The 25437-nt window shown below is 37.6% G+C and carries 19 protein-coding genes; 8 read left to right on the top strand and 11 right to left on the bottom strand.

Features of this window, described 5'->3' with window-relative positions; genetic code table 11:
- Positions 1–102 precede the first annotated feature (102 nt).
- The 4 genes from GVN22_RS08590 to GVN22_RS28395 form a co-directional block, all read right to left on the bottom strand.
- Entirely contained in the window at positions 103–675 is a 573-nt protein-coding gene (locus tag GVN22_RS08590) for an adenylate kinase (protein WP_166550624.1), read from the bottom strand.
- Positions 676–1011: 336 nt separating this feature from the next.
- Positions 1012–1791, bottom strand: coding sequence for a DUF3050 domain-containing protein (locus GVN22_RS08585; protein WP_166550623.1), 780 nt, complete (start codon positions 1789–1791; stop codon positions 1012–1014).
- Positions 1792–1940: 149 nt separating this feature from the next.
- Positions 1941–4037, bottom strand: a complete 2097-nt coding sequence (recG, locus tag GVN22_RS08580) for an ATP-dependent DNA helicase RecG (protein ID WP_166550622.1) — start codon at positions 4035–4037, stop codon at positions 1941–1943.
- A 2097-nt stretch (positions 4038–6134) separates the two neighbouring features.
- Positions 6135–6191 carry a hypothetical protein gene (locus GVN22_RS28395; RefSeq protein WP_370520404.1) on the bottom strand — a complete coding sequence of 19 codons (57 nt, stop codon included), beginning with the start codon at positions 6189–6191 and terminating at the stop codon, positions 6135–6137.
- 484 nt (positions 6192–6675) lie between these two features.
- Between GVN22_RS28395 and GVN22_RS28390 the strand changes: the two genes are divergently transcribed.
- The 6 genes from GVN22_RS28390 to GVN22_RS08550 all read left to right on the top strand — a co-directional run bounded on the left by GVN22_RS28390 (position 6676) and on the right by GVN22_RS08550 (position 14079).
- Positions 6676–7044, top strand: a complete 369-nt coding sequence (locus tag GVN22_RS28390; protein WP_370520403.1) for a gliding motility-associated C-terminal domain-containing protein — start codon at positions 6676–6678, stop codon at positions 7042–7044.
- Positions 7045–7339: 295 nt separating this feature from the next.
- Positions 7340–9763: a gliding motility-associated C-terminal domain-containing protein gene (locus tag GVN22_RS08570; RefSeq protein WP_166550620.1), complete on the top strand. Its 2424-nt coding sequence runs from the start codon at positions 7340–7342 to the stop codon at positions 9761–9763.
- Between the two features lie 298 nt (positions 9764–10061).
- Positions 10062–10613 carry an NADH-quinone oxidoreductase subunit NuoB gene (nuoB, locus tag GVN22_RS08565; RefSeq protein WP_166550619.1) on the top strand — a complete coding sequence of 184 codons (552 nt, stop codon included), beginning with the start codon at positions 10062–10064 and terminating at the stop codon, positions 10611–10613.
- A gap of 28 nt (positions 10614–10641) precedes the next feature.
- On the top strand, positions 10642–11130 hold the full coding sequence (locus GVN22_RS08560; protein WP_166550618.1) for an NADH-quinone oxidoreductase subunit C: 489 nt from the start codon (positions 10642–10644) through the stop codon (positions 11128–11130).
- 119 nt (positions 11131–11249) lie between these two features.
- Complete coding sequence (locus GVN22_RS08555) at positions 11250–13085, top strand: ABC transporter ATP-binding protein (protein WP_166550617.1); 1836 nt, start codon at positions 11250–11252, stop codon at positions 13083–13085.
- A gap of 121 nt (positions 13086–13206) precedes the next feature.
- Positions 13207–14079: a glycosyltransferase family 2 protein gene (locus GVN22_RS08550; protein ID WP_166550616.1), complete on the top strand. Its 873-nt coding sequence runs from the start codon at positions 13207–13209 to the stop codon at positions 14077–14079.
- A 191-nt stretch (positions 14080–14270) separates the two neighbouring features.
- On the opposite strand, the gene GVN22_RS08545 is transcribed toward GVN22_RS08550, so the two are convergent.
- Positions 14271–15299 (bottom strand): hypothetical protein, encoded by a 1029-nt coding sequence (locus GVN22_RS08545; protein WP_166550615.1) that lies wholly within the window; start codon positions 15297–15299, stop codon positions 14271–14273.
- 188 nt (positions 15300–15487) lie between these two features.
- Here GVN22_RS08545 and GVN22_RS08540 point away from each other — a divergent pair, with 188 nt between their 5' ends.
- On the top strand, positions 15488–15685 hold the full coding sequence (locus GVN22_RS08540) for a helix-turn-helix transcriptional regulator (protein WP_166550614.1): 198 nt from the start codon (positions 15488–15490) through the stop codon (positions 15683–15685).
- 123 nt (positions 15686–15808) lie between these two features.
- Here GVN22_RS08540 and GVN22_RS08535 read toward each other — a convergent pair whose 3' ends face one another.
- Complete coding sequence (locus GVN22_RS08535; protein WP_166550613.1) at positions 15809–16789, bottom strand: glycosyltransferase; 981 nt, start codon at positions 16787–16789, stop codon at positions 15809–15811.
- Positions 16790–16905: 116 nt separating this feature from the next.
- Here GVN22_RS08535 and GVN22_RS08530 point away from each other — a divergent pair, with 116 nt between their 5' ends.
- Positions 16906–17715, top strand: a complete 810-nt coding sequence (locus tag GVN22_RS08530) for an FkbM family methyltransferase (protein WP_166550612.1) — start codon at positions 16906–16908, stop codon at positions 17713–17715.
- 269 nt (positions 17716–17984) lie between these two features.
- On the opposite strand, the gene GVN22_RS08525 is transcribed toward GVN22_RS08530, so the two are convergent.
- The 5 genes from GVN22_RS08525 to GVN22_RS08505 form a co-directional block, all read right to left on the bottom strand.
- On the bottom strand, positions 17985–19145 hold the full coding sequence (locus GVN22_RS08525; RefSeq protein ID WP_166550611.1) for a glycosyltransferase family 87 protein: 1161 nt from the start codon (positions 19143–19145) through the stop codon (positions 17985–17987).
- A gap of 86 nt (positions 19146–19231) precedes the next feature.
- Positions 19232–20017, bottom strand: a complete 786-nt coding sequence (locus tag GVN22_RS08520) for a polysaccharide deacetylase family protein (RefSeq protein WP_166550610.1) — start codon at positions 20015–20017, stop codon at positions 19232–19234.
- Between the two features lie 212 nt (positions 20018–20229).
- Positions 20230–20955 carry a glycosyltransferase family 2 protein gene (locus GVN22_RS08515; protein ID WP_166550609.1) on the bottom strand — a complete coding sequence of 242 codons (726 nt, stop codon included), beginning with the start codon at positions 20953–20955 and terminating at the stop codon, positions 20230–20232.
- A 33-nt stretch (positions 20956–20988) separates the two neighbouring features.
- Positions 20989–21735 (bottom strand): glycosyltransferase family 2 protein, encoded by a 747-nt coding sequence (locus tag GVN22_RS08510; protein WP_166550608.1) that lies wholly within the window; start codon positions 21733–21735, stop codon positions 20989–20991.
- 146 nt (positions 21736–21881) lie between these two features.
- The gene (locus tag GVN22_RS08505; RefSeq protein WP_166550607.1) at positions 21882–24983 is read right to left on the bottom strand and encodes an AAA family ATPase; all 3102 of its coding nucleotides are present in this window, start codon (positions 24981–24983) and stop codon (positions 21882–21884) included.
- Between the last annotated feature and the right edge of the window lie 454 nt (positions 24984–25437).

The following is a 25437-nucleotide window of genomic DNA, read 5'->3' as shown; positions in this document are numbered from 1 at the left end:
TTATAATAAACTAGGCTTTAGACAAAGGAATCGATGATTTGATTTGTCCAAAGCCTAGCTTTATGAGTGGTAAATGATGCGTGCGTAGTTACAAATAGCTAACTATTTTACTGCATCGATTGCACTACAAATATTTTGAAAAATTTCTTCAATAGCACCAATACCGTCTACTTTACTCACTTTACCTTGTGCTTCGTAGTATGGCAACACGTGGATTGTTTTTGAGAAATATTCGTCAATTCTTTTCAAAAGTTTCTCTGCATCGTCGTCTGCGCGTCCACTTACTTTTTGGCGCTCAGCAATACGAGTTTTGATTTCGTCTTCTGTAACATCCAACTGAACTACTCCGTTGATACTTTGTCCGTTTTTCACTAAGAAAGCATCTAAAGCTTCAGCCTGAGGAACTGTTCTTGGGAATCCGTCAAAAATAAATCCTTCTGCTTGTGGATTATTTTTTACTTCTTCTTCCAACATTTCGATAGTAATCGAATCTGGAACTAAAAGTCCATCTGCAAGAATTTGTTTTACACGCTTACCAAGCTCAGTATCGTTGGCAATATGCCCACGGAACATATCGCCCGTAGAAATGTGTACTAAATTGTATTTTTCAATCAATTTGGCTGACTGTGTTCCTTTACCTGCCCCCGGAGGTCCAAACAAGACGAGATTTAACATTGGTTTAAACGTTGTTTTGTGAATTGAAAATTGTGTTTTGTTATAAGAGTTGCAAATTTACAAGAAGCACTTTGAATTACCGTCCTATCTACTAATTATTTAGCAAAAGGAATTATTTTACATTTCCTAGAATCAGGCATCTTGAAATCTGTCTTTTGATGTTTTTGGGGAATATCTCAAAAACAAAAAGCGGAAAACCTTGTTATACAGGGTTTTCCGCTTTTTATCAATCTATTAACTATCTTAAAAAAATGGGTTCTACTAATATGGAGGTTTTCCCAAAAGTCACCATATTATTTCAAGAATCCTTAATCTTATTCATTCTTTGCTTAATTACTATACCTCAACGGCTTGTACTTTAGCTTCTACTCCGTCCCAAAGTACTTTTCGCATTTGTAAAGCCTTTACCGAATAGGTTAGTGCTTCTTGCCATTTTGTTTCATCTGTTCCGCAAAGTTCTGTTACCATCTGAATCGCCAAATGACTGTGGTGATCGCCATCTACTTCGATATGGCGCTCTAGGTAATATCTAAACTTGGCAATACGCTCAGGCATTTCGGCGTGTAGGTCTTTCACCATGGCAATAAACATGTCTGGAATCAAATCTTCACGACCAAATGTAAACACCGCGGCTTGAATATGTGGCTGGTTGGTAGCAATTACTTCAAAGGTAAAATTGACAAAATCCTTTACACTTTGGCTTACTCCTACAGTATCCAACGCCTCTGAAACACTTGTTTTTTGAGATAATAACGCTAAAAACTGTTCAATTTGAGATAAGTCTGCACCTGATTGTCTCATGGCATCCAAATATAACTCAAAATGGCTCATACGAACGCCTTCTTCGTCAACATCACTTTCTTCGCCATTGACAATTTCGTTAATTAAATAACGGGTTTCGGCACTTCCTACAGGAACCCAAGGTACTTCGACACACGTAAGGTTGCGCTGAAGAGCTTTGAGAATCGACATAAAATCCCATACTGCAAAAATATGGTCTTGCATAAAAAGCTGCAAATGCTCGATTTGATTGATTTGATGATATACTGAGTGATCGGTCAATGCCTCTCTTAAAGGGGCTATTGCTTCTTGGATTTTATTGATTGAATTATTCATGACAAACTTTTGCAATTGTAGATTTGGGATTGCTGATTTTAAATTTTACAATATTATTATTTACGAGAAAGGTATTTACTTAGATTGACGCAATCAAATATAGCAACTTTACCTAAGCTACTATACATTTTTCTGCGCTTAATATAACTTTAACTAATTCTCGACCAGTTACTTTGATTCGTTTTTAGCGAATCTATTTGCTCACGAATCATTGAATGTTCTTCTGCACTCAAATTGGGATCGGCTTCTAAAATGGCTTGAGCACACTCTCTTGCTACTTTCAGTATTTCGCCATCTTTCGCCAAATCTGCAATTTGTAAATCGATAATACCACTTTGCTGTGTACCCGAAATATCACCAGGACCTCGTAACTGTAAGTCTACATCGGCTATTTCGAAACCGTCGGTGGTGCGCACCATTGTTTCGATACGAGTACGACTATCCTTCGACAATTTGAAGTCGGTCATCAAAATACAAAAGCTTTGTTCGGCGCCACGCCCTACCCTTCCTCTAAGCTGATGCAACTGTGCTAATCCAAACTTTTCGGCACTTTCAATCACCATGACTGAAGCATTAGGCACATTCACACCTACTTCAATTACTGTGGTTGCAACCATAATTTGGGTTTCTGCCTTTACGAATCTTTGCATTTCAAAATCCTTATCGGCAGGCTTCATTTTTCCATGCACAATACTTACTTGATATTCTGGAAAAGCTCTCACTATACTTTCATAGCCATCCATCAAGTCTTTATAATCCAACTTTTCGGATTCTTCTATCAAAGGATAAACCACATACACCTGTCGCCCTTTCTGGATTTCATCACGCATAAAACCGAAAACATTGAGACGATGAGAATCATAGCGATGAACAGTTTTAATAGGTTTACGACCTTTGGGTAGTTCATCTATCACCGAAACATCCAAATCACCGTAGAGCGTCATTGCCAAGGTTCTTGGAATAGGCGTGGCCGTCATGACCAAGATATGTGGGTGCATATATTTGTTTTTCTCCCAAAGTTTAGCTCGCTGTGCTACACCAAAACGGTGTTGTTCATCAATTACACAAAGTCCTAAATTTTGGAATTGCACTATATCCTCCAACAAAGCGTGCGTTCCAACGATGATTTTTACAGAGCCATCTAGTAAGCCTTCGTGAATCAAGGCACGAGCTTTTTTCTTAGTCGAACCAGTAAGTTTTTCGATTCTTATTCCTAGCAATTCGGCAAACTCTTTCAACCCTTGATAATGTTGATCGGCCAAAATTTCGGTTGGCGCCATTAAACAAGCCTGTGCTCCATTGTCGATTGCCAACAACATACAGATAAAAGCCACAATAGTTTTCCCCGAACCTACATCTCCTTGCAAAAGGCGGTTCATTTGTCGCCCCATGCGCATATCGGCAAAGATTTCTTTAATGACTCGCTTTTGCGCATTTGTCAACGGAAAGGGAAGATACTCATCGTAAAAAGTTTTTAGTAAAGCTGCACTTTTAAATATCTGACCTTCATAATCAACTCGGCGTAGCACTTTTTGTTTGATTAAGCGAAGTTGATTATAAAATAATTCTTCAAACTTCAAGCGTCGACGAGCCTGATGAAGCCACTGGTCAGAATGTGGCAGGTGAATATTATAAATGGCGTCTCGCTTGGCGACCAAACGATATTTTTGTAGCAAAAACGTAGGTAAATTTTCTCGAATCAGAGGATAGGCTTTTTCCAACAAAGCCCTTTGCATTAATGCAATCTGTTTGGATTCGATGTACTTTTTGCGGAGTTTTTCGGTAACACTATAAACGGGTTGGTAATAGCCTCCTTTTTCATTTGTCCCATTGAGTAACTCCAGTTCGGGATGTTGCATTTGTGGGCGTCCCTGAAAAAAGGATGGTTTACCAAAAAGTACATATTCAGCTCCCATACGAAGGTGCTTTTCGAGCCAAGTAATCCCCTGAAACCAAGTCAATTCCATTGAACCTGTACCATCGGTAAAAGTCCCTGTCAATCTTTGTTTGAAACCCTCTCCTACCTTCTCAAGCGTGCGCAAACGACCTTTGATTTGGGCATATTCCATATCTTCAGTCAAGTCGGATATATAGTGAAACTGCGTTCGGTCTTCATATCGAAATGGATAATACTGAATCAAATCCCCAAAAGTAAAAATCTGCAACTCTGTATTGAGTAATTGTCCACGCTGTGGTCCAACGTTTCGGAGTAACTCAATTCTAGTTTCAAAAAAATCGTTTTGCATGTTGTTATTTTTAAATGACAAGGGCACAGCTTCAAGCCTCTGAACTTTCGTCAATTGGGTCTCAGGTAAATATGATGTAAAATATTTACAAATTTAACTTCTTCTCACATATCTTTCATGCGAAACAGCCATTGAGCGCTTTTTATCTTCCTAAATATTTTGTAAATTTAGTATGATTAGATTTTAACAAGTAACTATCTCAAAAAGTTATAAACACCCTTTTGTATCTGACTATTAATCATTTACAAAAGAGCAATATCAATACCACTGAAGTCGATTTCTGTCATTGAATAGATTATATTTACAAAAACATTCATTTACTAATTTGCTCCATATTTTAAGAGTTTTGTAGTAAATACTCCGTTCTCCCATCTACCCTTTTATCCTCAATTACTTTATAGTTTCTATCGTCAATGAGTATGAATGAGTTGTTCTAGCACAATTATTGCTAGAAATCCCTTAAGGCCCGCCAGCTTTAGTGAATCCGCTTAATGTAACACAACACTATAAGCCCTTATTTCAAATGACCAAGCACATTTTCAGGTGTTTAAGCTTTTGTTTATGTATGATTATCTCAAATTATGTACACGCAGCTTCGGTGCTGGGGGGTAATTTAGAACTAATCAGCAGAAGTAGCACTACAAATGGAAAATTTCGTCTATTACTTCATGTGTATTATGACAAATCTGGTGGCGCGCCAACTAGCAGTGATGATAATCTCAAGGTAGGTATTTTTCAGAAAAGTAATAACACACTCAAGGCTTCGCTTACACTCAAGGCTTCCTCGCTCACAGGAAAAGAGGTGTCTTTCAACAATCAAGATTGTGCTAATAGTCAGCAACTTGGCATTTTGCAAGTAGACTACGAAGGTGACTTTGTGGTGTCCTCGGCAGACTACGCTGATGCGGGCGGTTACTATGTTGTTGTAGAAAAATGCTGTAGAGCCAACGTAACCAATATTAGCAGTCCAACATCGACAGGAGCATTATTTTATTTGGAGTTTCCTGCGCTCAAGCAGTCGGGCAATGAGTTTTATAATTCCTCCCCCGAATTTCATGCTATTACAGGTGCGTATATTTGTAAAGGACAAGCATTTAGCTATGACTTCGGGGCAAACGACCGTGACAACGACCAACTCTCTTATGCCTTGGTAACACCCTACAAAGGCTCATCGACAAGCTCCAATAGCAATCCTACACCAACAGGTTCGGGTAGTTATGCGACCGTAAGCTGGGCAGGTGGAAGCAGTGCCTCCGCACAAATCCCAGGGAGTCCTGCACTGAGTGTTAATGCTTCGGGTATATTGTCGGTTACAGCCAGTACAGTGGGCACATATTTGTTTTGTGTGGAAGTTACAGAAAAAAGGAATGGTGTAACGATTGGCAAAACTCGTAGAGATTTTGTATTGAAAGTGATAGATTGTTCAGCAACAGTATCTGCCACACCTGTCATTAGCGATGCTTCTGGAAGTCCTATCAGTACAGGAACCGTTTGTAAAAATGGTTATATCGACTTGTCGACTACAGCTAGTAGCAATTATACTTATCAATGGCAAAAAGATGGTTTAAATATCGCTGGTGCAACGGATTCTAAGGTGAAGGCTGAAGGTGCAGGAACATATACCGTTTTGGTATCAGCCAAAAATGGTTGCGGACTTCCTAAAGCCTCCTCAAATGTTACCTTGACAGAAAGACCTGGGTTGGATTTATATCTAAGTCATGTATATCGTGATGCTTGTACCAAGTTTCTCCTAAATGTGAAAGAAAACCCTCCTGGTTCTACTTTTCAAGAAACTGATTTTCTTTATACATGGTATATAGATGGTGTAAAGCAAACAAAAACATTTAATGGTATTCAATACGATATTACGAATTTCGCTGTAGATGAATTTCCACTCCCTACTCAGGCTCAAAAAATTGAATATACTGTTACATTGAGAAATGCAGCTACTAATGCAAATAATTGTACCTATATTCTGAAAAAAACAATTGATTACCCTACTCAACCCAATGCCACACTAACTACTAGTAGCGGTCTGACTGATTATTGTGATTCGGATGACTTTGTAATAAGTGCTCTTAATAGCTCAGACTTCGATTACGTTTGGAGTAAGAATAATGCTATTATGCCAAACGAAAAAAGTAATTCTATCAAAGTAAAAGATTTAGGTACAAATACTTTTCAATTAAAGGTCTCAACAGTATCAGGTTGTACCAAAACAAGCGACATCACTGTCACAGGCACAGCCTCAACCCCAGTTACTTTTAGTTTAGATCCTATTTGTTTGCCAACTACTGCAACAATTGATTTAACAAAATTTGTTAATCCATATAACTCTGGAGGAGTTTTTAAGGACTCACGAGGAACAACTTTGACCAGTACAACCATCAATCCTACTACCTACGGAGCTGGTTCGTATGACATTACTTACACCTTTGGCGCTAATGCGGGCTGTCAATCCAAAGCTACAGCTAACCTCAAGATTGGTGCAGCACCTGTATTTACGCTAAGTCCTGATGTAGTTATTCAAGCGGGAGAATCTACAACTTTAACTAGTAGCTTGGCAACCAGTACCAACCTTGCGGATTATACTTTACTATGGTCACCAGCGACGGGACTTAGTGAGGTAAACACGCCTGTGACGGTAGCAACGCCCAACCAATCGACCAATTATGCGTTGAAAGTAACGGATAACGCCACCCAATGTGCCGATGAAAAAATCGTAAAGGTTTTTGTCAGTGGAAAAGTTGTGAATACATTTACGCCAAACGAGGATGGAATCAATGATTTTTGGGATTTGTCAGACATCACAACCTCATTTCCCAATGCTTCGGTAAAGCTATTTAATCGTTGGGGCAACGAAGTATTTAATACCAATGACTACGCAAGTAATCCATTCAAAGGAATTATAGATGATAAAGAAGTCAAATCATCAACCTATTATTATGTTATCGAAATCCGAAAAGATTGGCCTACGCTTACAGGATATTTGACCGTAATAAAGTAACCATTTTCGACAGAAAACAACCCTATAGTTTTCAAAGAAAAGAAGTGTATTCAATAAGATAGAAGGTTTTTATGTATTTTTACAAACACCTTTTATCCAATTGGATACACTTTTTTCGTTTATTAGCTAGATCGTATTTCAAAAGATGTCAAACATGATTTATTCTATCCGTGTCGAGTGTATCACTCGATAACTGGCGGTAGCACAAAAGTTTTTTTTGATTACGAGCATTTTCCAATAACAGATACCCTATTAACTAATAACGTACTATTACTTATAATAAACCCAATTGCTAATGAGGTTACGTTTATTAATCATCCTACTTTGTTTAACAACCGTGCAACAGATGTTTGCTCAAGACCCTTTTGTTGGAGGGTATTTGCAGCTTTCGAAAGTTGCGGGAACAACCAATCAATTTCAACTTACTGTTCATTTATACATCTCTTTACATAATGCTACCAATCAGGCAGACTTAGCATCTGGCGCACTCACTAAAGATTTAAGAGCTAAGGTTTTTCGAAAAAGAGATAATGTAGATGTCACCACCAGTATTGATGCTTCTGGAGTTATTGATTTTTCAGGAGGGTCTTCTACGGGTATCGACTTGACCTATCCCAACAATTGCAATATTGGTACCTTAAAGTCAAAAGATTTAGTATTAGGCAAAAATATCACACTCGACTTTACCCGACTCTCAGACCCAGATGGTTATTATGTCATTGCAGAGCGTTGTTGTCGAAGTAGTCAGTTGATTAATATTGCTAATCCTAGCAGTTCGAGTTTGATACTGTATCTTTTCTTCACTAATGCTATTAACGAAACTCCTGCATTTCAAGAAGCACAAGGAAGTTTTTATTGCTTAAACCAAGCCAACTTTGTTAATCTACCTGTGATTAACTCTGGTGGTACTAGCATAGAATATTCTTTTGAGCCACTCTATAAAGGCTTAAGCTCACCGAGTTCGCCTCTGGTATTACCACAGTTGGCTTCTCCCAAAGAAGTAAGTTGGATGTCGGGATATTCAACTAGTTCTCCGATTGCCTCAAGCATTCCGATTGTGTTATCCAACGCAGGAACAGTGCAGTTTCAGCCTAATAAAGAGGGATTATATGCCATGAAAATTATGGCTACCCAGAAAATGGGCGGAAATATCATTAGTCAAGCTCAGGTTGAATATGATGTTTTGGTAAAAGACTGTAAAGAAGTAGAAAAGCCAAGAATATATGAAGCAGGAAGTACCAGTACTGCTCATAAAAATACGATAACCCTTTGTCAGAAAAGTTACCGAGTACTCGAAACACAGGCAAACCCAAACGCTACCTACCAATGGTATTATAACGGTAACCCTCTATCTGGTGCTACCACCAACAAACTTCGTATCAACGACGATGTTACTGGTGATTATAGGGTTGAAATCAAGGATCCTACTGCTACATGTAAGCCTACAGATACCTCACTGTTAACCAGAGTTATCGGCGATGGAGGTGTTGGACTGTCGTTAACGCCATCTTTAGGTACAACAATATGTGAGGACAAATCGCCAGGGACGATTACCCCGAATATTTCTGGAGCGACATCAGCAAACTTTACCTTCGAATGGACACTTGATGGTCTAACTCTTAATAGCAACAGCACCATCGACTACGACCGTTCAGGTGTTTACAGATTGGTGATTACCCAGAAAAATAGTCCATTCTGTACTTTTGATGCTTCACTCAATATTGCCGTAAATCCACTACCTCAAGTTGATGCTCAAAATGTTTCAAATAAAACTTATATCTGTGAAGGTGACGTGGTAACGCTTAAAGCCGAAGTGAATGCTGGTACAACGTGGCTGTGGCAAAAAGACGGTGCCAATTTTAGTACTGATCAAACCATCAATGTAACTCAATCAGGAAATTATCAGTTGCAGGCTACCTCAGATAAGGGCTGTAAAAAGAACGCTCCCGAGGTTGCGATTACGGTATCCCCTAAACCAACAGTTACCTTTGCTCCTATTCCTTCATTTTGCGAAGCCAAGAATCTTTCAACAGATTTGAGCATCTATGTTACACCTGTTAGCTCCAATGCAGGAGTATTTACTGGAAAAGGGATGACAGGTTCGGTATTTGACCCATCCAAAGCGGGTTCGGGAGTGTGGCCAATTGTATATGAATACACCTCGGCTGATGGCTGTAAAAATTCTGCTACTAGCAATGCTATCGTTGATAGAGTTCCTAGAGTTCAATTAGGAGAAGATATTACGATTTTCAGAGGGCAACAAGTCCAAATTCCCGTAGTGGGTAGTCAAGGTTCGGGATATAGTTTTACTTGGTCGCCTACAACTGGCTTATTGAATCCGACAGATTTTTCTCCTATAGCTGCGCCTATTTCGCATCAAGAATATACCCTTGAAGTCGTAGCCAATACTAGTAGATGTAAGGCAAGTGATAAAATCAATGTTTTTGTTTATCCCAAAATCGACATTCCTAATTCTTTCACCCCTAATGGCGACAGAATGAATGATACTTGGGAATTGGATGGCATCGATGAATATCCTAATATTGAAGTAAAGATTTATAACCGATGGGGCAATGAAATCTTTTATTCAAAAGGATACAATCAACCTTTTGACGGTATCCAAGAGGGCCAACGCATTCCTACAGGAACCTATTACTACGTCATCAAACCCAACGTAAACCTCCCTGCGCTAACAGGATATGTGACGGTGGTGAAGTAGTTTTTTTGAGGGGGCAGGGATTAGGGGTTAGGCAAGGAGTTAGAGTTTAAGTAAAATATTACATAACTGATACTTAAGAATTGACATAGCGTAAAAAATGTTAAATAAACTCCATCACTGGTGCCTAATGCCTCACTACTAATGCCTCCTTAAAACGCCTTTTTTCCCCTTCCTTCATCATAATTGCAGAGGGGTTTGTATCTTTGCAGGCTAGGGAATCAAAAACGATATTGTGCTGTTGATTTAGAATTGGTATTCCTTAACATCAATCACATACCTCAATCTAACATTTTCAGATATGAAGGGATTACTCGACCAGCAATTCGAAGAAAATAATATTGTACTTAGTCAAGTAGAAGACTTGCTCAATTGGGCACGTTTGAGTTCGTTATGGCCCATGGGCTTTGGCTTAGCCTGCTGTGCAATCGAAATGATGCAGACCATGGCTTCGGGCTATGACCTCGACCGTTTTGGGGTATTTCCACGCCCTTCGCCGCGCCAATCAGATGTGATGATTGTAGCGGGTACTGTTACCTTCAAAATGGCTGACCGTATTCGTCGTTTGTACGAACAAATGCCTGAACCTCGCTATGTGATTTCGATGGGTAGTTGCTCTAATTGTGGTGGACCTTACTGGGAACACGGTTACCATGTGGTAAAAGGTGTCGACCGCATTATTCCTGTGGATGTGTATGTGCCAGGCTGTCCTCCTCGTCCAGAAGCTTTGATTGGTGGTTTTTTGAAATTGCAAGAAAAAATCCGTCAAGAAACTATCGTAGCACCTAAAGCCATTTTAGATATGGAACAGGAAGAAGCTCGTAACCAAAAACCAGCGTTTGCTTCAGCTTAATCAATAGCCAAACTTAGCGCCCTCAAACATGACTTTCGACCAAATCAATGACCTAATTATTTCTGAATTAGGTTCAGATATCATTCTAGGAAAAGACCATCAATGTCTACATATTACAACGGATAAAATTGCTGTTGTAGCAAAGTTTTTATTCGAAAATGAAAACTGTTATTTCGATATGTTGTCGTGCATTACAGCCTTAGATAATGGTGTTGAAAAAGCGACAATGGAAGTAATTTATAATTTGTACTCCATTCCTTATGAGCACAAAATGATGCTTAAGGTGATTGTCCCACGCAATGCCAAAGACGAACCTGCTCCAAGCATACCTACGCTAAGCCATATCTGGCGTACAGCAGACTGGCACGAGCGCGAAGCGTTTGATCTAGTAGGTATTCGTTTTGAGGGACATCCAGATTTACGAAGAATCCTATTACCAGAAGATTGGGACGGACACCCACTCCGCAAAGACTATCAAGCACAAGAATATTATCACGGTATTCAGGTGAAGTATTAGTTTAGGGTATGGGCTATTGATATTCGGCTATTGGCAAAGTTTGATATAATATTTAAAACTAGAGACTCCTAACTGCTCAAATTATTCATAACTCAAAACAAACTCAAAATCATCATTCGTTGAAAACATATTTAAGTATCTTACAATATACCACTTCACTCAAAAAGTATATTGCGCCCTATTTTATACTATCTTTATTAGCCAGCATATTTGGAGTACTCAACTTTGCTCTACTTTCACCTTTATTGAAGGTTTTGTTTAATCAGGTCGAAAGCGGAGAAGCAGAAAAAAGAGTTACGCAACTTCCTGATTTTAGCTTGAGTAAAGAGTTTTTCTCTGATACTTTCAACTACTATTTGTACAATATGTTGGATGTATATGGTCGTATGGGCGCGCTCCAGTTTGCCTGTGCTATCATTGTGGTATCCGTTTTCCTTTCAAACGTATTCCGTTACCTTTCTCAAAGAATCCTTAAAACTGTTGAATCCGAAACGATTGCGAGTTTGAGACATGCCGTTTTTCAGAAAACAGTTAGTCTGCATTTGGGCTTTTTCAACAATGAGCGCAAAGGTAATTTGATGTCGCACCTGACAACCGATATTCAAGAAATCGAAAACTCTATTGCTCGTGCATTTACCGCTTCATTAAAAGAGGTGTTTGCCTTGGTGGTATATTTTGTATTCTTGTTTATGATTTCAGCTAAACTAACACTTTTTTCTATTCTTATATTACCTCTTTCAGGAGGAACTATTGCAGCAATTGCACGAAGACTACGTAAAAAGGCTCATGAAGTTCAGGAAAATCTTAGTACGATCATCAGTACAATTGATGAGGTACTTGGTGGAATGAGAGTGGTAAAGGCATTTAATGCGGAAGTTACCATTCTAAAGCAATTTGAGACTTTAAATACAAAATATAAAAAATCTGTCCAAAGGATGTTATATCGACAAGAAATGACCTCACCCACTTCAGAAACATTGGGTGTAATTGTTATTGCAGGGATTTTACTATATGGAGGCTCTTTGGTTATAAACACGGAGGGAGGTCTTACAGCTTCCGCATTTATCAGTTATTTAGCGCTCTTTTCTCAGGTACAGCGCCCAGCAAAAGTAATAGCCGATGCATTTAGTGGTATTCAACGAGGAATAGCTTCAGCAGAGAGGTTGCTCATATTAATGAACACAACGCCACAAGTACAAGACCAACCGAATGCCATTAATTTACCAAGCTTCGAAAAAGGAATTGAATTTAAAAATGTGTCATTTAGCTATAATGGTGAAAATGATGTGTTAAAAAATATTTCATTTACTATTCCAAAAGGTCAAACCGTTGCACTAGTTGGTGAGTCGGGCGGGGGAAAATCTACCCTAGCCGATTTAGTTCCTCGTTTTTATGACCCTACAGGTGGCGAAATTCTCCTCGATGGTATCGACCTAAAAGCTATTTCGGCTGAATCGCTACATCGTCAAATGGGGATTGTGACACAAGAATCTATATTGTTTAACGATACCATTGAAAATAATATCGTATTTGGTGCCAACGCCACAGAAGCGCAAATTATCGAAGCTGCCAAAATTGCGAATGCTCATCAGTTTATTTCTCAGTCTCCAGAAGGTTATCAAACCGTTATTGGTGACCGAGGAAGTCGTTTGTCGGGTGGACAACGTCAACGCTTGAGTATTGCGAGAGCGGTACTGAAAAACCCTCCAATTTTGATTTTGGACGAAGCCACTTCCGCACTAGATACGGAATCAGAAAAATTGGTACAAGAAGCATTGACTAATTTGATGAAAAACCGTACCACCTTGGTCATTGCTCACCGTTTGAGTACTATCCAAAATGCGGATAAAATTATCGTTATTAGTAAAGGACAAATCGTAGAAGAAGGAACACACGAAGAACTTGTGCAAATTCCAAATGGCTATTATGCCAAACTAAGCAGCCTACAAAGCTGATACGATTTCGGATTGGGGATTTTTGATTTTGGAAGTATAAATCTTGTTAAAAATCACTCATTCGCCAAATCACTCAATCACTCAATTGGGTTCCACTACAATATTAAAGCTATCAAAAAAAATGAAGATTGCAGGATTTACTTTTGTCCGAAATGCTATCAAATACGACTATCCCATCATCGAGGCTATTACTTCGATATTGCCAATATGTGACGAACTGGTAGTTGCCGTAGGAGATTCGGAAGATGGTACCTTAGAACTAATACAAAGTATAGATTCACCTAAAATCAAAATCATTGAAACGATTTGGGACGATTCTTTACGTGAAGGTGGACGTGTGCTAGCAGTCGAAACCGATAAGGCTCTGGCAGCTATTTCGCCCGATGCTGACTGGTGTTTTTATATCCAAGGCGATGAAGTGGTACATGAAAAGTACCTTCCTGTCATTAAAAAAGCCATGGAGGATAACCTTCACAAATCTGAAATAGAAGGACTATTATTCAAATACTTGCACTTTTATGGCTCTTACAATTATGTAGCCGATGCACATCGTTGGTATCGTCGCGAGATTCGAGTAGTGCGCAATACAGGCAATGTCTTGTCTTACCGTGATGCGCAAGGCTTTAGAACAAAAGATAACCAGAAGCTCAAAGTCAAACTCATTGATGCCTTTATCTATCATTATGGTTGGGTAAAACCTCCCGAAATCCAAAAAGAAAAGATTAAAAGCTCTAGTCGCTTTTGGCATAGCGAACAAAAAGTGGAAAAGATTTCACAGGAATTAGAGGATTTTGACTATTCCGAAATTGACTCATTAACACATTTCGACGGCTCTCATCCGCAAGTCATGCAGGCCCGTGTAGAGCGAATGAACTGGCTTTTTGATTTTGATATTAAAGAAAAGAAACTCAATTTTAAAAACTCAATAAAAATGTGGATTGAAAAAACAACAGGTTGGAGAATTGGAGAATATAAAAATTATAAAATATTCTAAATACAGAATGAAGTCAAATACTTTTTGAGTATTTCTCAACCATCATCTGGAGGAATCAAATTTTATTTAAACCTTTATGAAGATAATTTCAAGTAAGGTGATACAAAAATTTTACCTAGAGATACTGAACACAAAGTTCATCTCTAGGTAAAATTATAAATTCTAATCTAAATAGAATATTTTATCACTAGTTATGGATGATAATCAAATAATCCACTTCCATTAACTTCGTGAAAAGAATTTGTTTGGTCATTCGTAGTATATGTTGTGAAACGACCTGCTATTGATACGTTGTAACTATCACCAGTTATGCCTGTACCTTTACCTACCGTAACTGGTCCTCCAGAAACAATAATATCATAATCTGAAGATGTCTCAATTTCATTACTTGATCTAGACCCATTTGTGGGTACTCCTACCAGTACAGCTCCATAAACGCCATTCAAAATTGTCGTATATGAAAAATTCCATGAAATTTTTCTAGGTTCGCCTGCTCGTCTCCATTGTGAGCCCTGATACTCATAAATAACTTTCACAAATATTCTATCGAAATAATATACAGCGGCATTATCTTCCCAGTTGTAATCTCTCCAAATATTAAATTGATAAGTAGAACGTCTTCTACTACCCGAGTCGCCCCATTGGTTAAAATATTTTACATATACATTATAGGCATTACCAAAACTCCAGTTTGAAGCATCTGTTTTAATTTCAGGATTTAGTATCTCTGATTTTACAATACCTACAGCACCATGTATCTTACTTAATGAAGGGTTCAATTTAACCTCACTTAATACCTTTTCATCTCTGTTAGGGATAAAATGCTTCTGACCATTATTAAACCAAACAAGGTTTTCACCAATAACGTACTCACCATCAGCATTTAACAGAGTTTCATAATAACTAGGAAAATTAAACAATGATAGCTTTTTACTCTCAGTATCTTGAATAGAGTTATTAATAGAGCGAAGTGAAACAAAAGAGTTTTGCTTTTCCCAAGCATTCAACTCCTCTTGTGTTTTCCCTTCGAGGGAAGCTACAACCTTATTAAAATGCTCGATACTTTTAAAAACCAAACGTCCTTTTTCTACCGTAATTTTATCATTTTGAGTAGAATTAACAGGGTTTTCCTGAGGCTGAATTAAATCATTTGTACATGAGGATAATAACACTACAAATGAGAAAATAAATAGAGACAACTTGTATTTAAACGATTTCATAAATGAAGAATTTAAATTTTAAAAAAAGAAAAAACCACATGCGCATATAGTTATTGATTCAAAATTATTCTCTCTACGAAAAAAAAGCTATCAAAAATTTGATAAAAATTATCAAATTTTTGATAGCTTTTTTGAACAATTATCATTTACTTGGAAACGTTTTCTCTACTTATATACAAATATATTTTATGAATTTATCTACATTATTAATTCGCTCTAGAAAAGCAAAAAGAATGTCTCAAGAAGAAGTTGCTTTTCAGCTAAATATTTCACAAAGTACTTATCACAATTGGGAAACAGGTAACTATACGCCAAATACTAAGTATTTAGCTAAAATTTTAGAAGTTTTTGAATTAGATATTAAAGACATACTTAATACAGCTTAGTCTTTTTATTTTCATTAATAATGCCGTACAAGGTGTAAAATTATTATGAAGATACTTACTACATTCTATAGATCATTATTTGAAAATTTAGAACAGCTCATCTCATAATATCACCTTGTATGATTAAGTGTAATAAGGTAAATATTTTGGAGTATCAAAAGTTGCTTTGGGAGCAACAGGATTAATTTTCTTACCTGATAAAACTAATTCATAATATTTTAGATAATTCAGTGCCATTTTACGAGACGAAAAAGTATCTCTCACATATTCATGGCTTATCTTAGGATTGAAGGATTCAGAATACTTTAATTTTTCAATTAACTCATCCTCTTTATTTGACAAAAAACCAACCTCTGACGTAATTAACTCTGGAAGTGAACCGTAAGGAGTACCTAAAACAAATGCACCCATATATAAACTTTCAATAATTGCAATTCCAAAAGGTTCATGCCACAAAACAGGGAATAGTAAAGCTTTTGAATAATCCATCAAGTGGAATTTAATTTTTCCTCCAACCATACCGAAAAACTTGACATGCAAATCCGGTGTGAAACGAAAGCCCATTCTAAAATTAATACGTGAACCTCCCATTACCATTAATTTTTCATTTGCCTTTTTGGAAATGTTTACAGCTCCATTTAGATTTTTAACTTTCCAAGAAGCATTAGCAAGAAAATGTACATGTTTCCGTTGATTTGAAAATGATGGAGTAGGATATTCATCGAAATCCAAACCATTATATACAAAAGCATTAGAATTATGCCTAAACGCATGGTTTTGTGAAACAAAAACTGTATTCTGGTCTAAAACCTCATCAGATTTTGGATTTCCTTGAACCATAAGAATATAAGGCTTATGAAAATCAGCGGGAGGAGGAATACTCAAATGTACGACATCTATATAGTCAGGAATTTGTTCAGTCAGAGATATATTGGGATTATAGAATAGGACTTCTGCAAAAGGACAAGTAGAGCCTTTTGCTACTAGTAAAGTAACCCTATGTCCTAATCTAACTAAATCATTAGTAAGCCACCAAAGAGCTCTTTCAGTTCCACCATATTCAATGACTGGCAAAACTGCGTTATGAAAAATTAGTATATTCATTTCGCTAAAATATTATTTCAAAGTTTATCTAGTTAATTCTTCATATTAACTTTAATTTTGTGCATTAAACAATAGTCATTTGTTATAGTTACTTATTAGTTTTAAACAATATATTAATGTTCAATTACCTAAAAAAGAAGTACACTAAGTTTGTGGCCAAACGCAAATTTAGTGATTATGGTGACGCGACCTCTGTCATCTCAATCCAAGGAATCGGCAATATCAACTTCACTTGTTGGTTAAATCCTTTAGAACAAGAGAAAACTATCTCACTCAGTCAGGTTAATTTCTATCGTAAATTCCTCAAAACTGGCGATTTTGTCATTGACATTGGCGCGCACATTGGCGACACTACTCTTCCAATGGCTTTGGCAGTTGGTGCACAAGGCACAGTTCTAGCTTTCGACCCCAACCCTCACGTTTTTAAAATTTTACAGAAAAACGCCGACCAAAATCGTCACATTTCCAACATCATTCCTTTACCTTACGCTATTGCAGTGGAAGAAGGCGAGTATTCGTATGCTTCTTCTGAGGCCAGCTTCAACAATGGTGGAATCAGTGGAAAAAATGGAAAATTTGGTTTAGGAGAAAAAGTGAAAGGCGTCAACCTTCAAAACTTTATTCACACTCAATATCCCGAAGTGAGTAAAATCTCCTTAATTAAAGTAGATGCAGAAGGGTATGATATTCAAATTTTGAAATCAATCAGTAAGCTTCTTGACCAGTACAAGCCCACCTTGATTTTTGAATGTTTCAAAGATTTATCTGAGCAAGATCGCCACGATTTGTTTAACTATATTAGTCAAAAAGGCTATAAAATCAACAAAATGGATGATTTTGAAGAAGATGCAGCCATTACGCCTATTCCTCAAAAACAAAATATGTTAGATTGGAAACACTTCGATATTATTGCTTTTGCAGAATAGGTATTAAGTGCTGAGTGAGGAGTATAGAGTTTTGAGTGAAGGCGCAAAGTGGCAAAGGCACAGAGGCACAAAGTGAATTATTACATCCCTAGTTCAAGACTTAGTCTTGGACTCATTTTTTAAAACAGTTTAGAAACTGTAACAATATCTAGTCCGAGACTAAGTCTCGGACTAGATAAGCCTAAATGCAATTATGCCTTCACTCAAAACTCCACATTCCTAACTCAGCACTCAAATCACTTTGTGCCTTTGCTACTTTGTGCCTCCTCTCAAAACTCCTCTTTCTTACTCGCCAACATTTCCCAATGTACTTTTACCCAAACTAGTAACATGGGTAATACCATTAGAGCATATTTTCTTAAAAATTCATTTCTAATATATTTGGGCATCAAGTCAGTAGGACCAAAACTTGTCACCAATAAAGCAAAAATAAACAACGCTTTGTCAGTCGTGGTTTTAGCACTTTGCATATACCAAATCACTGCGCCTACAAACCCAATCAACAAGGTGGATGCTTCGGTGCCTGTACTTGCCAATACGACCAACATCAACGTCGAGCATAAAAGCAATAATTGATAACGGGTATTGAAAAACAAGTTGATTCGTATATATGACAGCGCAAATACCAAAACCGCTGGTAGGATATACCATAAATTTGAAATACTGGCATCTTGCGCCAATCTTCGTACCATACCCATCACCGAAAGGTCTTGATAAGGATTCGTCAAAACTTCGTTGATATCATTCTTTTTCACCAATACTTCAAGCCATTCTTGGTAAGTCTGAAGGATGTAAGCTGGCGAACTAAACGCCATTGGTAATACAAACAATACCGCTATCCAAAACAAGCCATAAGCAATAAGTTTGAGTTTATTTTTGGAGAAAAAGAAAAATGCCAGCCCTACTACTCCATATAGCTTGGTCATAGTACCCAACACAATACAAAAGGCTGCCCAGAAGTCTTTTTCTTTCTTGATAAAAGTATAAGCCAAAATAATCAAAGCGGTCACAATACCATGATACTGCACATTGATAAGGCTGGTAATACAGCTATTGAGACAAAGCCATGACATAATAGCTTTGGTTTTTTCGTCGAAAGAAGGTAATTCATAAATCGCGAAGAGTAGTGCAACGGCATTGGCCACATTCCACAAAATTACCCCAAGCAAAGTCGGCACTAAGGCAAAAGGTGCTATCATTACCGCAAAAGGCGGCCCATACAAAAACAAATCTACGTATTCGTCAGGATGATAGGCATACAAGTGCTCTTGATGAATCAAGTGCCAGAAGCTGGTCTTAAAAATAATGAAGTTGTTGATATGTGCGTGAGGATTATCGCCCGTAAAGTATTGCTTCATGGCTATTGCCACTGCCACTGCAATCCAAATCAACAGGATGTTGCGCTTATTGAGCAAAAAGTCGAATTTCATAAAAATTACTATCTATGTATCTAGCGGTTGGAAAGAGAATTTTATTAGATATTCAATGGCTTTACTTGAGCGTTTTTTACAGAGGTTTATTTCTTCAGCTTCAACTCCTCCACATATTCCTTCATGGTGATGAAGGTTACTCCTTTAGCTTTTAGCCAAGTAATATAGTCATCCAAACGCTGTAAAAGTACTCTGTCTGAGTGCTTACGTACATACGCAGGAATGGTGGTATAAGCCGAAAGGTCGGTAAACTCCCAAGGGTGGAAATACAAATTAATAATCCCATAGCGATTGAGGGCGCTATTCGAAAACATTTTGTAAATACTAAATGGTAAGTTTTTAAAACTCAACCAAAACATCGGAAAACGCAAATTTGGGGTAACCGTCGCAGGAATTTGCCATAATCTATCCTGCACAAAAGGGAGCTTCGGTTTGTCTAAATGGTTGTAACGTCCTGGCAAAAAAGTAGGATTCAACGAAGCATTATACACATAACCAGCATCTGCAATATCCTGATTTTCGACAGGCATCATCCTTGCCATTCTGAATCCTTCAACAGACTGTCCTGTGATTTGGGAAAGTAATTTCTTGGAAGCAGGTAAATCAATCTTTGCATCGAAGCTACTATGATACATTCCATGAGAAGCAATCTCATGTTTCTCGGCCAAAGTTTTCATTAACTCAGGCTGAGAAAGTGCATATTGTCCTGTGCAAAAAATAGTGCTTTTTACTTGATGTTTATCTAATAATGCCTTCAAAAGCAATGTCCCACGAGTCGAAACCTCTATCTGTTCCTCCATCGTGATTTGTTGACCGTATTCCAAAGGCACATCAAACTCTTCTACGTCAAATGTTAAGATTGCTTTTAGCATAATAATAAAAAAAATTAGTAGACTTACGTATTAGTGCTGAATTACGAGTTATGAATTGTGAATATAAATCACTAAAAACCAACAAGTTAATCATCTCGTAATTGCTCAGTAGCTGACGCAAAATACTTGTTGGAGAAAACTCCAACAAGGGCGGTGAAGGGCAGTAAAGGACAACTCATCACTCAAAACTCACAACTCATCACTTCTATTTCTTACTTACTTCGACTAAAAATATTTTGAAAACTCAGTAGTTCTTGTTTTATCGTTTTCCAGCTCATTTGTGAAAAACTAATTCCATCACGCACATGTACTTGTATTTTGGCCAAGCGTAAATCTTTACGACGTGACGCCAATACCACAAACTCCATATCAAATAAAAACGAGTTGATATGAGTTTTGAGAAATACTTCTTTCCCTTTTTGATTAAATCCTTTTAAACCAGATTGAGTGTCTTTTACGAACATCGATGGAAAAAAAATATGATTCATCGTGCGTAAAGACAGGGAAAATATTTTTCTCAAAAACGGTAATTGACTATAATAATGGTCGTCACGAACGCCCAAAACCACATCATAATTTTCGTCGTTCAATAACCTAAACATCTCCCAAGCGTTTTCCATACGATAGGGATAATCGGCATCGGTATAAATAATCAAATCACCTTGCGTTTTAGCAATGGCAGTACGCAAAGCAAATCCTTTTCCCCTATTTTGGGAATACGTAACATACTCGAAAGCAGGGATATTTTCTCGGAGATATTGTAAATGGGCTTCTGTCACGCCTCTTATAGAACCATCATCAACCAAATACAATTTAACCTCCACTTGTGAAGGGAGTTGCGAAACAAATATTTTATAATAATGTAAAAGCTCCTTTTCCCAACCTTCGTGGGGATTGTAGCACGGATGTACGACATCCAATTTAGTAGTTCGGTTCACTGTTTAAAGAGAGCAAAAAAATAAAGGCGCAAGTTATGATTTTTCTTTCTGATTCATTTCATAAAGCTTCATGTATTTGAAAAATGCGCCTTGTGCGTTGCAATACGAAATCAAATAGCCTTCGTAGCCATACAAAAATCCTTTTTTGAGTAAATAGTAATTCCAAAAATGAAAGGTCTTCTTGAAATAGGCAATCACGGGATGTGTACCTTTTTTATGCTGATTCTGCACCGCAAAAAGGGTCGAGTAATAGTTCATTTTTGCCAAAAGCTGATCAGCCGTTTCATAAGAATAATGATGAATAACTCCCTCAATATCTACAACTTGTAAACCTTTAGTATTCAATCCTTCATGAACATCTTTGTCATTAAACTGTGTGCTTTTTTTATGAAAAAGTCGTGTTACTTTGTCGTTTCCCCAACCTGCTCCGTTGATGTATTTGCCATTGTAATATTGTTTTCGTAAAAAACGATATAGATGGTTAGGATTAAGCGAAAGATTCTGAATATTTTGAATCAAAATCGGGTCTAATACCTCATCGGAATCAACCCACAAAATCCAATCATTTTTACAAAAGCTCACAGACAAATTGCGCATCTTACCAAAGCCCAAAAATGGATGCTCATGCACACATACATTGGGATATTGGCGAGCAATTGCCAAAGTCTGGTCGGTCGACCCATTATCGAGCACAATTACTTCATCGAATCCCTTCAAGGCATCCAAACACTGCGCCAATCGCGCCTCACTATTTTTGGTAAGTATTGTTACGGAAATCATATTGAGTATTGCTGATGTCGGATTTTTGATTTTGGATTAATACTCTCAAATTTTAACACCATTTAGTTTTACTATTTAGCAATGAATATCCCTCTATATTCTTTAATCAAATCCGATATCAAAAATCAAAAATCTAAAATCCGATATCACTTAACTTGGCTTCCCATTTCTGGGTGGTTTTCTACGGTGATATAGCTTTCTATTTCTTGCTGTAAATCTTCTACGTGGGAAATAACGCCGACGATGCGGTTTTCTTTTCGTAAAGATTTTAAGGTCTCAAAAACTTCTGTTAGCGAATCTTTATCCAACGACCCAAAACCTTCATCCAAGAAAAAGAAATTATTGGTTGATTGAGTTTGAGCATGGATATTATCTGCCAACGCCAGTGCTAAACATAAGGCAACTTGAAATTTCTGTCCACCAGAAAGCGTTTTTACGGCTCTGGTTCTTCCTTCATTGAGTAAATCTCTCACTCTAAAATCAAATTCTGAAGGACGTGTCTCATAAATTTCGAGTTGCAAAGCCTGTCGGGTCATTTTGCTAAAGCGCTCATTGGCTTGATTACAAAGGTTTTGCAAATACATCCCTGACACAAACCCTACAAACCCCTGACTTTTAAACAATTTCGCCAGCGTATCTATGTCCGCACGACGAATCTCCAAAGCTTCTTTTTCCTTCGATAAATCCGCTTGAGTAGCTAAGTCTTGTTCCAATTGCAGTTGACGTCCTTTGAGTGCGCCAGCCTCCGCTTGCAAGGTATTGATTTCTTGTTGTAAAGAAGCAATATCCGCCAAAAGTTGCTGATGTATATCGACATCATATCGCAAACCTTTCGTTTCTTCCGATAGCGATTTATGATGCTGTTGTGTCGCTTGCCATTGCACTTTGAAAGTTTCAATAGCTTTTTGTTCCGCATCGATTGCCAAGTTCCAAGCTAAAATCTGCTCTACTTCCTGTTGCGATACATAGCCCATTTCGTTCATCGCCGATTGAAGTTGTTTTTCAAAATCCTGCATCACCTTGTGATGTTGTTCGAGATTTTGTTTCAAAGCCACAATTTCACCTTCGAGACGATTATTTTTGTCTTGCAACAATTGAAGGTCTTTTTGTAATTGCTCCACATTTTTGACCAAATCCTGATATTGATTTTGTAATCTTTGAATATGGTTGGCAATACTGTCGGCCGTTTCTTTTTCTAATGTCAACATATCTAGGCGCTGTATTTGCGCCTGAGTAGTATTTACCTCCGAATCTTTTGCCGAGATTTCAACTTCTATTTTTTGTAAAGTTGGCAAAAACGTCTCTTCCAAATCCTTTTGCCAAACTTGCAGTTGTTGCTCTTGAGCACTTCGTCTTTCTTCAAAAGCTTTTATTTCCTTTAGTTGTTGTTCTGAAACAGAAAAAGCTCTTTGAAGGTATTCTTCATCCTCTTTCGAAAACTCTGACCATACAAAAATCTGATCATGCTCCTGTATCTTAGTCTGTATATCCTTGTACAAAATACCCTGTTTGTTGCGTTCAGCATTCCACACAGCTATATTTTGTTCTATCGCATCCCATTGTGCATTGAGTTGCTCGATTCTTTGCAAGCGATTTTGCCACGCTTTTTGGCTTGTCTTTTCTGCTTGTATTTTCTGAGAAAAATCCTCCGAAGATGTCAGTTTATCAGGATGATGAATTGCGCCACACAGCGGACAAGGCTCGTCATCGTTCAAGGCGTTGGCATAAGCCTGCAAAGCCTTCTGCATTTCGAATTGCGCAATATGTTGCTGATGAAAATCTATTTTCTGTTGAAAATCCTGTTTGAGTTGCTCTACTAAAATACTACGTTGCTCTACTTCTGATTTTAGAGAAATTTGTCCTTGAAAAACCTCATCTTGCTCAATTGCCTGAAGTTGTTGTTCAAAACCTTCAGTCTTTTGTTTGGCTTCTTTGCCTGCATCTATAATTTGTTTTCTTTGTTGCAAAAGGTTTCTTTTTTGCCCAAACCACGTAGCCACTTGCGAAAGTTTGTGCAAGTCAACCAGTTGGGATTTGATTTTTTGTAAACCTTCCTCAATTTGTTGACGTTCCGTTTGTCCTGTTTGAATTTTGCTACGCTGTTGTTCTACCGCTAATTTGCCTTTTTCCAAACGCTCTTGCAACTTCAATTTCTCGCTTGTAGCTTGTTTCCATTTCAAAGCCCAGCTCCATTCTTCCGCTTCTTTTAGCAGGTTTTCTTTTTGTTCAAATGCAGGTTTTAGCTCATCGAGCTTCGCTTGTGACTGTTGTATTTGTTGTAAAAAAGTCTGTTGTTCAACGGTTTTATGAGTAAATGCCAGAGAATCTTTTTGTTGTTCTGCCAAGCGTGCCTGCTGCTGCGCCAACAAAGGCTTGAGTTGCATCAAGACCTTTTGGTAGACTTTCAGGCGATTTTCTCTTGTTTCAAAATCTGGTATTTGCGCCTCTAGTATCTGAAGTTGCTTCGCGGTTTCTTCCAAACTCTTAAATAGTTTGGCTATCCAATCCAAGCTTTTTTCATCAGCTACTTTATCGTTGAGTGCTTGATTTTTAAGCCCTAACAAAGTTTGCAATGCCAAAATTTGATCTTTGACTGCCTCTAACTGTTCGGGCGTACTTTGTCCTAATTGGGCAATTTTACCATTCAGATGTTCAAGCTGTTTTTCATTGGTCTCTTTTAATACCTTTACCTTAGCCGCCAAGTCAAAACGCTCCAATTGAAATATCTCGTTCATCATCTGGGTACGTTTCGACAAAGGCAATTCGATAAACTCCTGAAAACGCCCCTGAGGAATGATAATCGTCCTTTTAAAGTTTTCGTAAGAAAGACCTATAATTTTTTCGGAAGCATTTTCGACTTCAATAGGCGCCCAATCTGAAATTTCGGGCATCCATTGATAGGTTTTTCTTTCAAAAGTTTTTACATCGTCAAACTTCTTGCTATTTCTACGACCTTTTACCGTAAAACGATACAAGTGATTGTCTTTGCCCGCACGACACTCAAAATCGATGAGTAGGTCATCTGAGCGAAGATTCATCATATTATAGTTTCGGTCGTCGCCCGACTTGTTCATTCTTTCGGTATCGCCGTACAAGGCAAAGGTAATCGCCTCTAAAATAGAGGATTTACCAGAGCCAACTTTTCCAAAAATCCCGAAAATAGATGCTTCGGTCAACTTGGTAAAATCAACTACCTGCGTTTCGCGATATGAATACAAGCCCTTTATGGACAACTTAATAGGAATCATATAAGTGATGAATTTTGAGTGCTGAGTTAGTAGTGTACATAGGATTATAAAAACCATTTATTTCGGATATCGGATGTTGGATTTCGGAAGTACAAGCTTCTATTTTTTGTAAAAAATAAAGGTGTTTTACTTTATTTCTGAAATCAGAAATCCTAAATCTGCGATGGTTGGAAATCCTTTATACAATTCTAGTGCTGAGTTATGAGATTAAACTCTTTATTGACGCTTTCACACTAGTTTAATCCACAAATCGGATGCAAATTAGTACTTCGTGAGTAATACCACAACAATTCAAGTTTGGGAAGACGTTCTATACAAATGAGTATAAAAGCCCCAATATCATTTTATACCTTTGGAAATGATAGACTACAAGTAGGTTGAAATTTTATAAAATACTAAAAAAGAGAATCTTACAAGTACAAGTATCCATTTTTATGAAATCCTACTGTTTGAG

Origin of the sequence: Cellulophaga sp. BC115SP (genome assembly GCF_009905545.1) — a bacterium.
GTDB classification, from domain to species: domain Bacteria; phylum Bacteroidota; class Bacteroidia; order Cytophagales; family Spirosomataceae; genus Flectobacillus; species Flectobacillus rivi.
The sequence above is the reverse complement of the archived record's forward strand: the minus strand, read 5'-3'. Positions and strand labels throughout refer to the sequence as shown.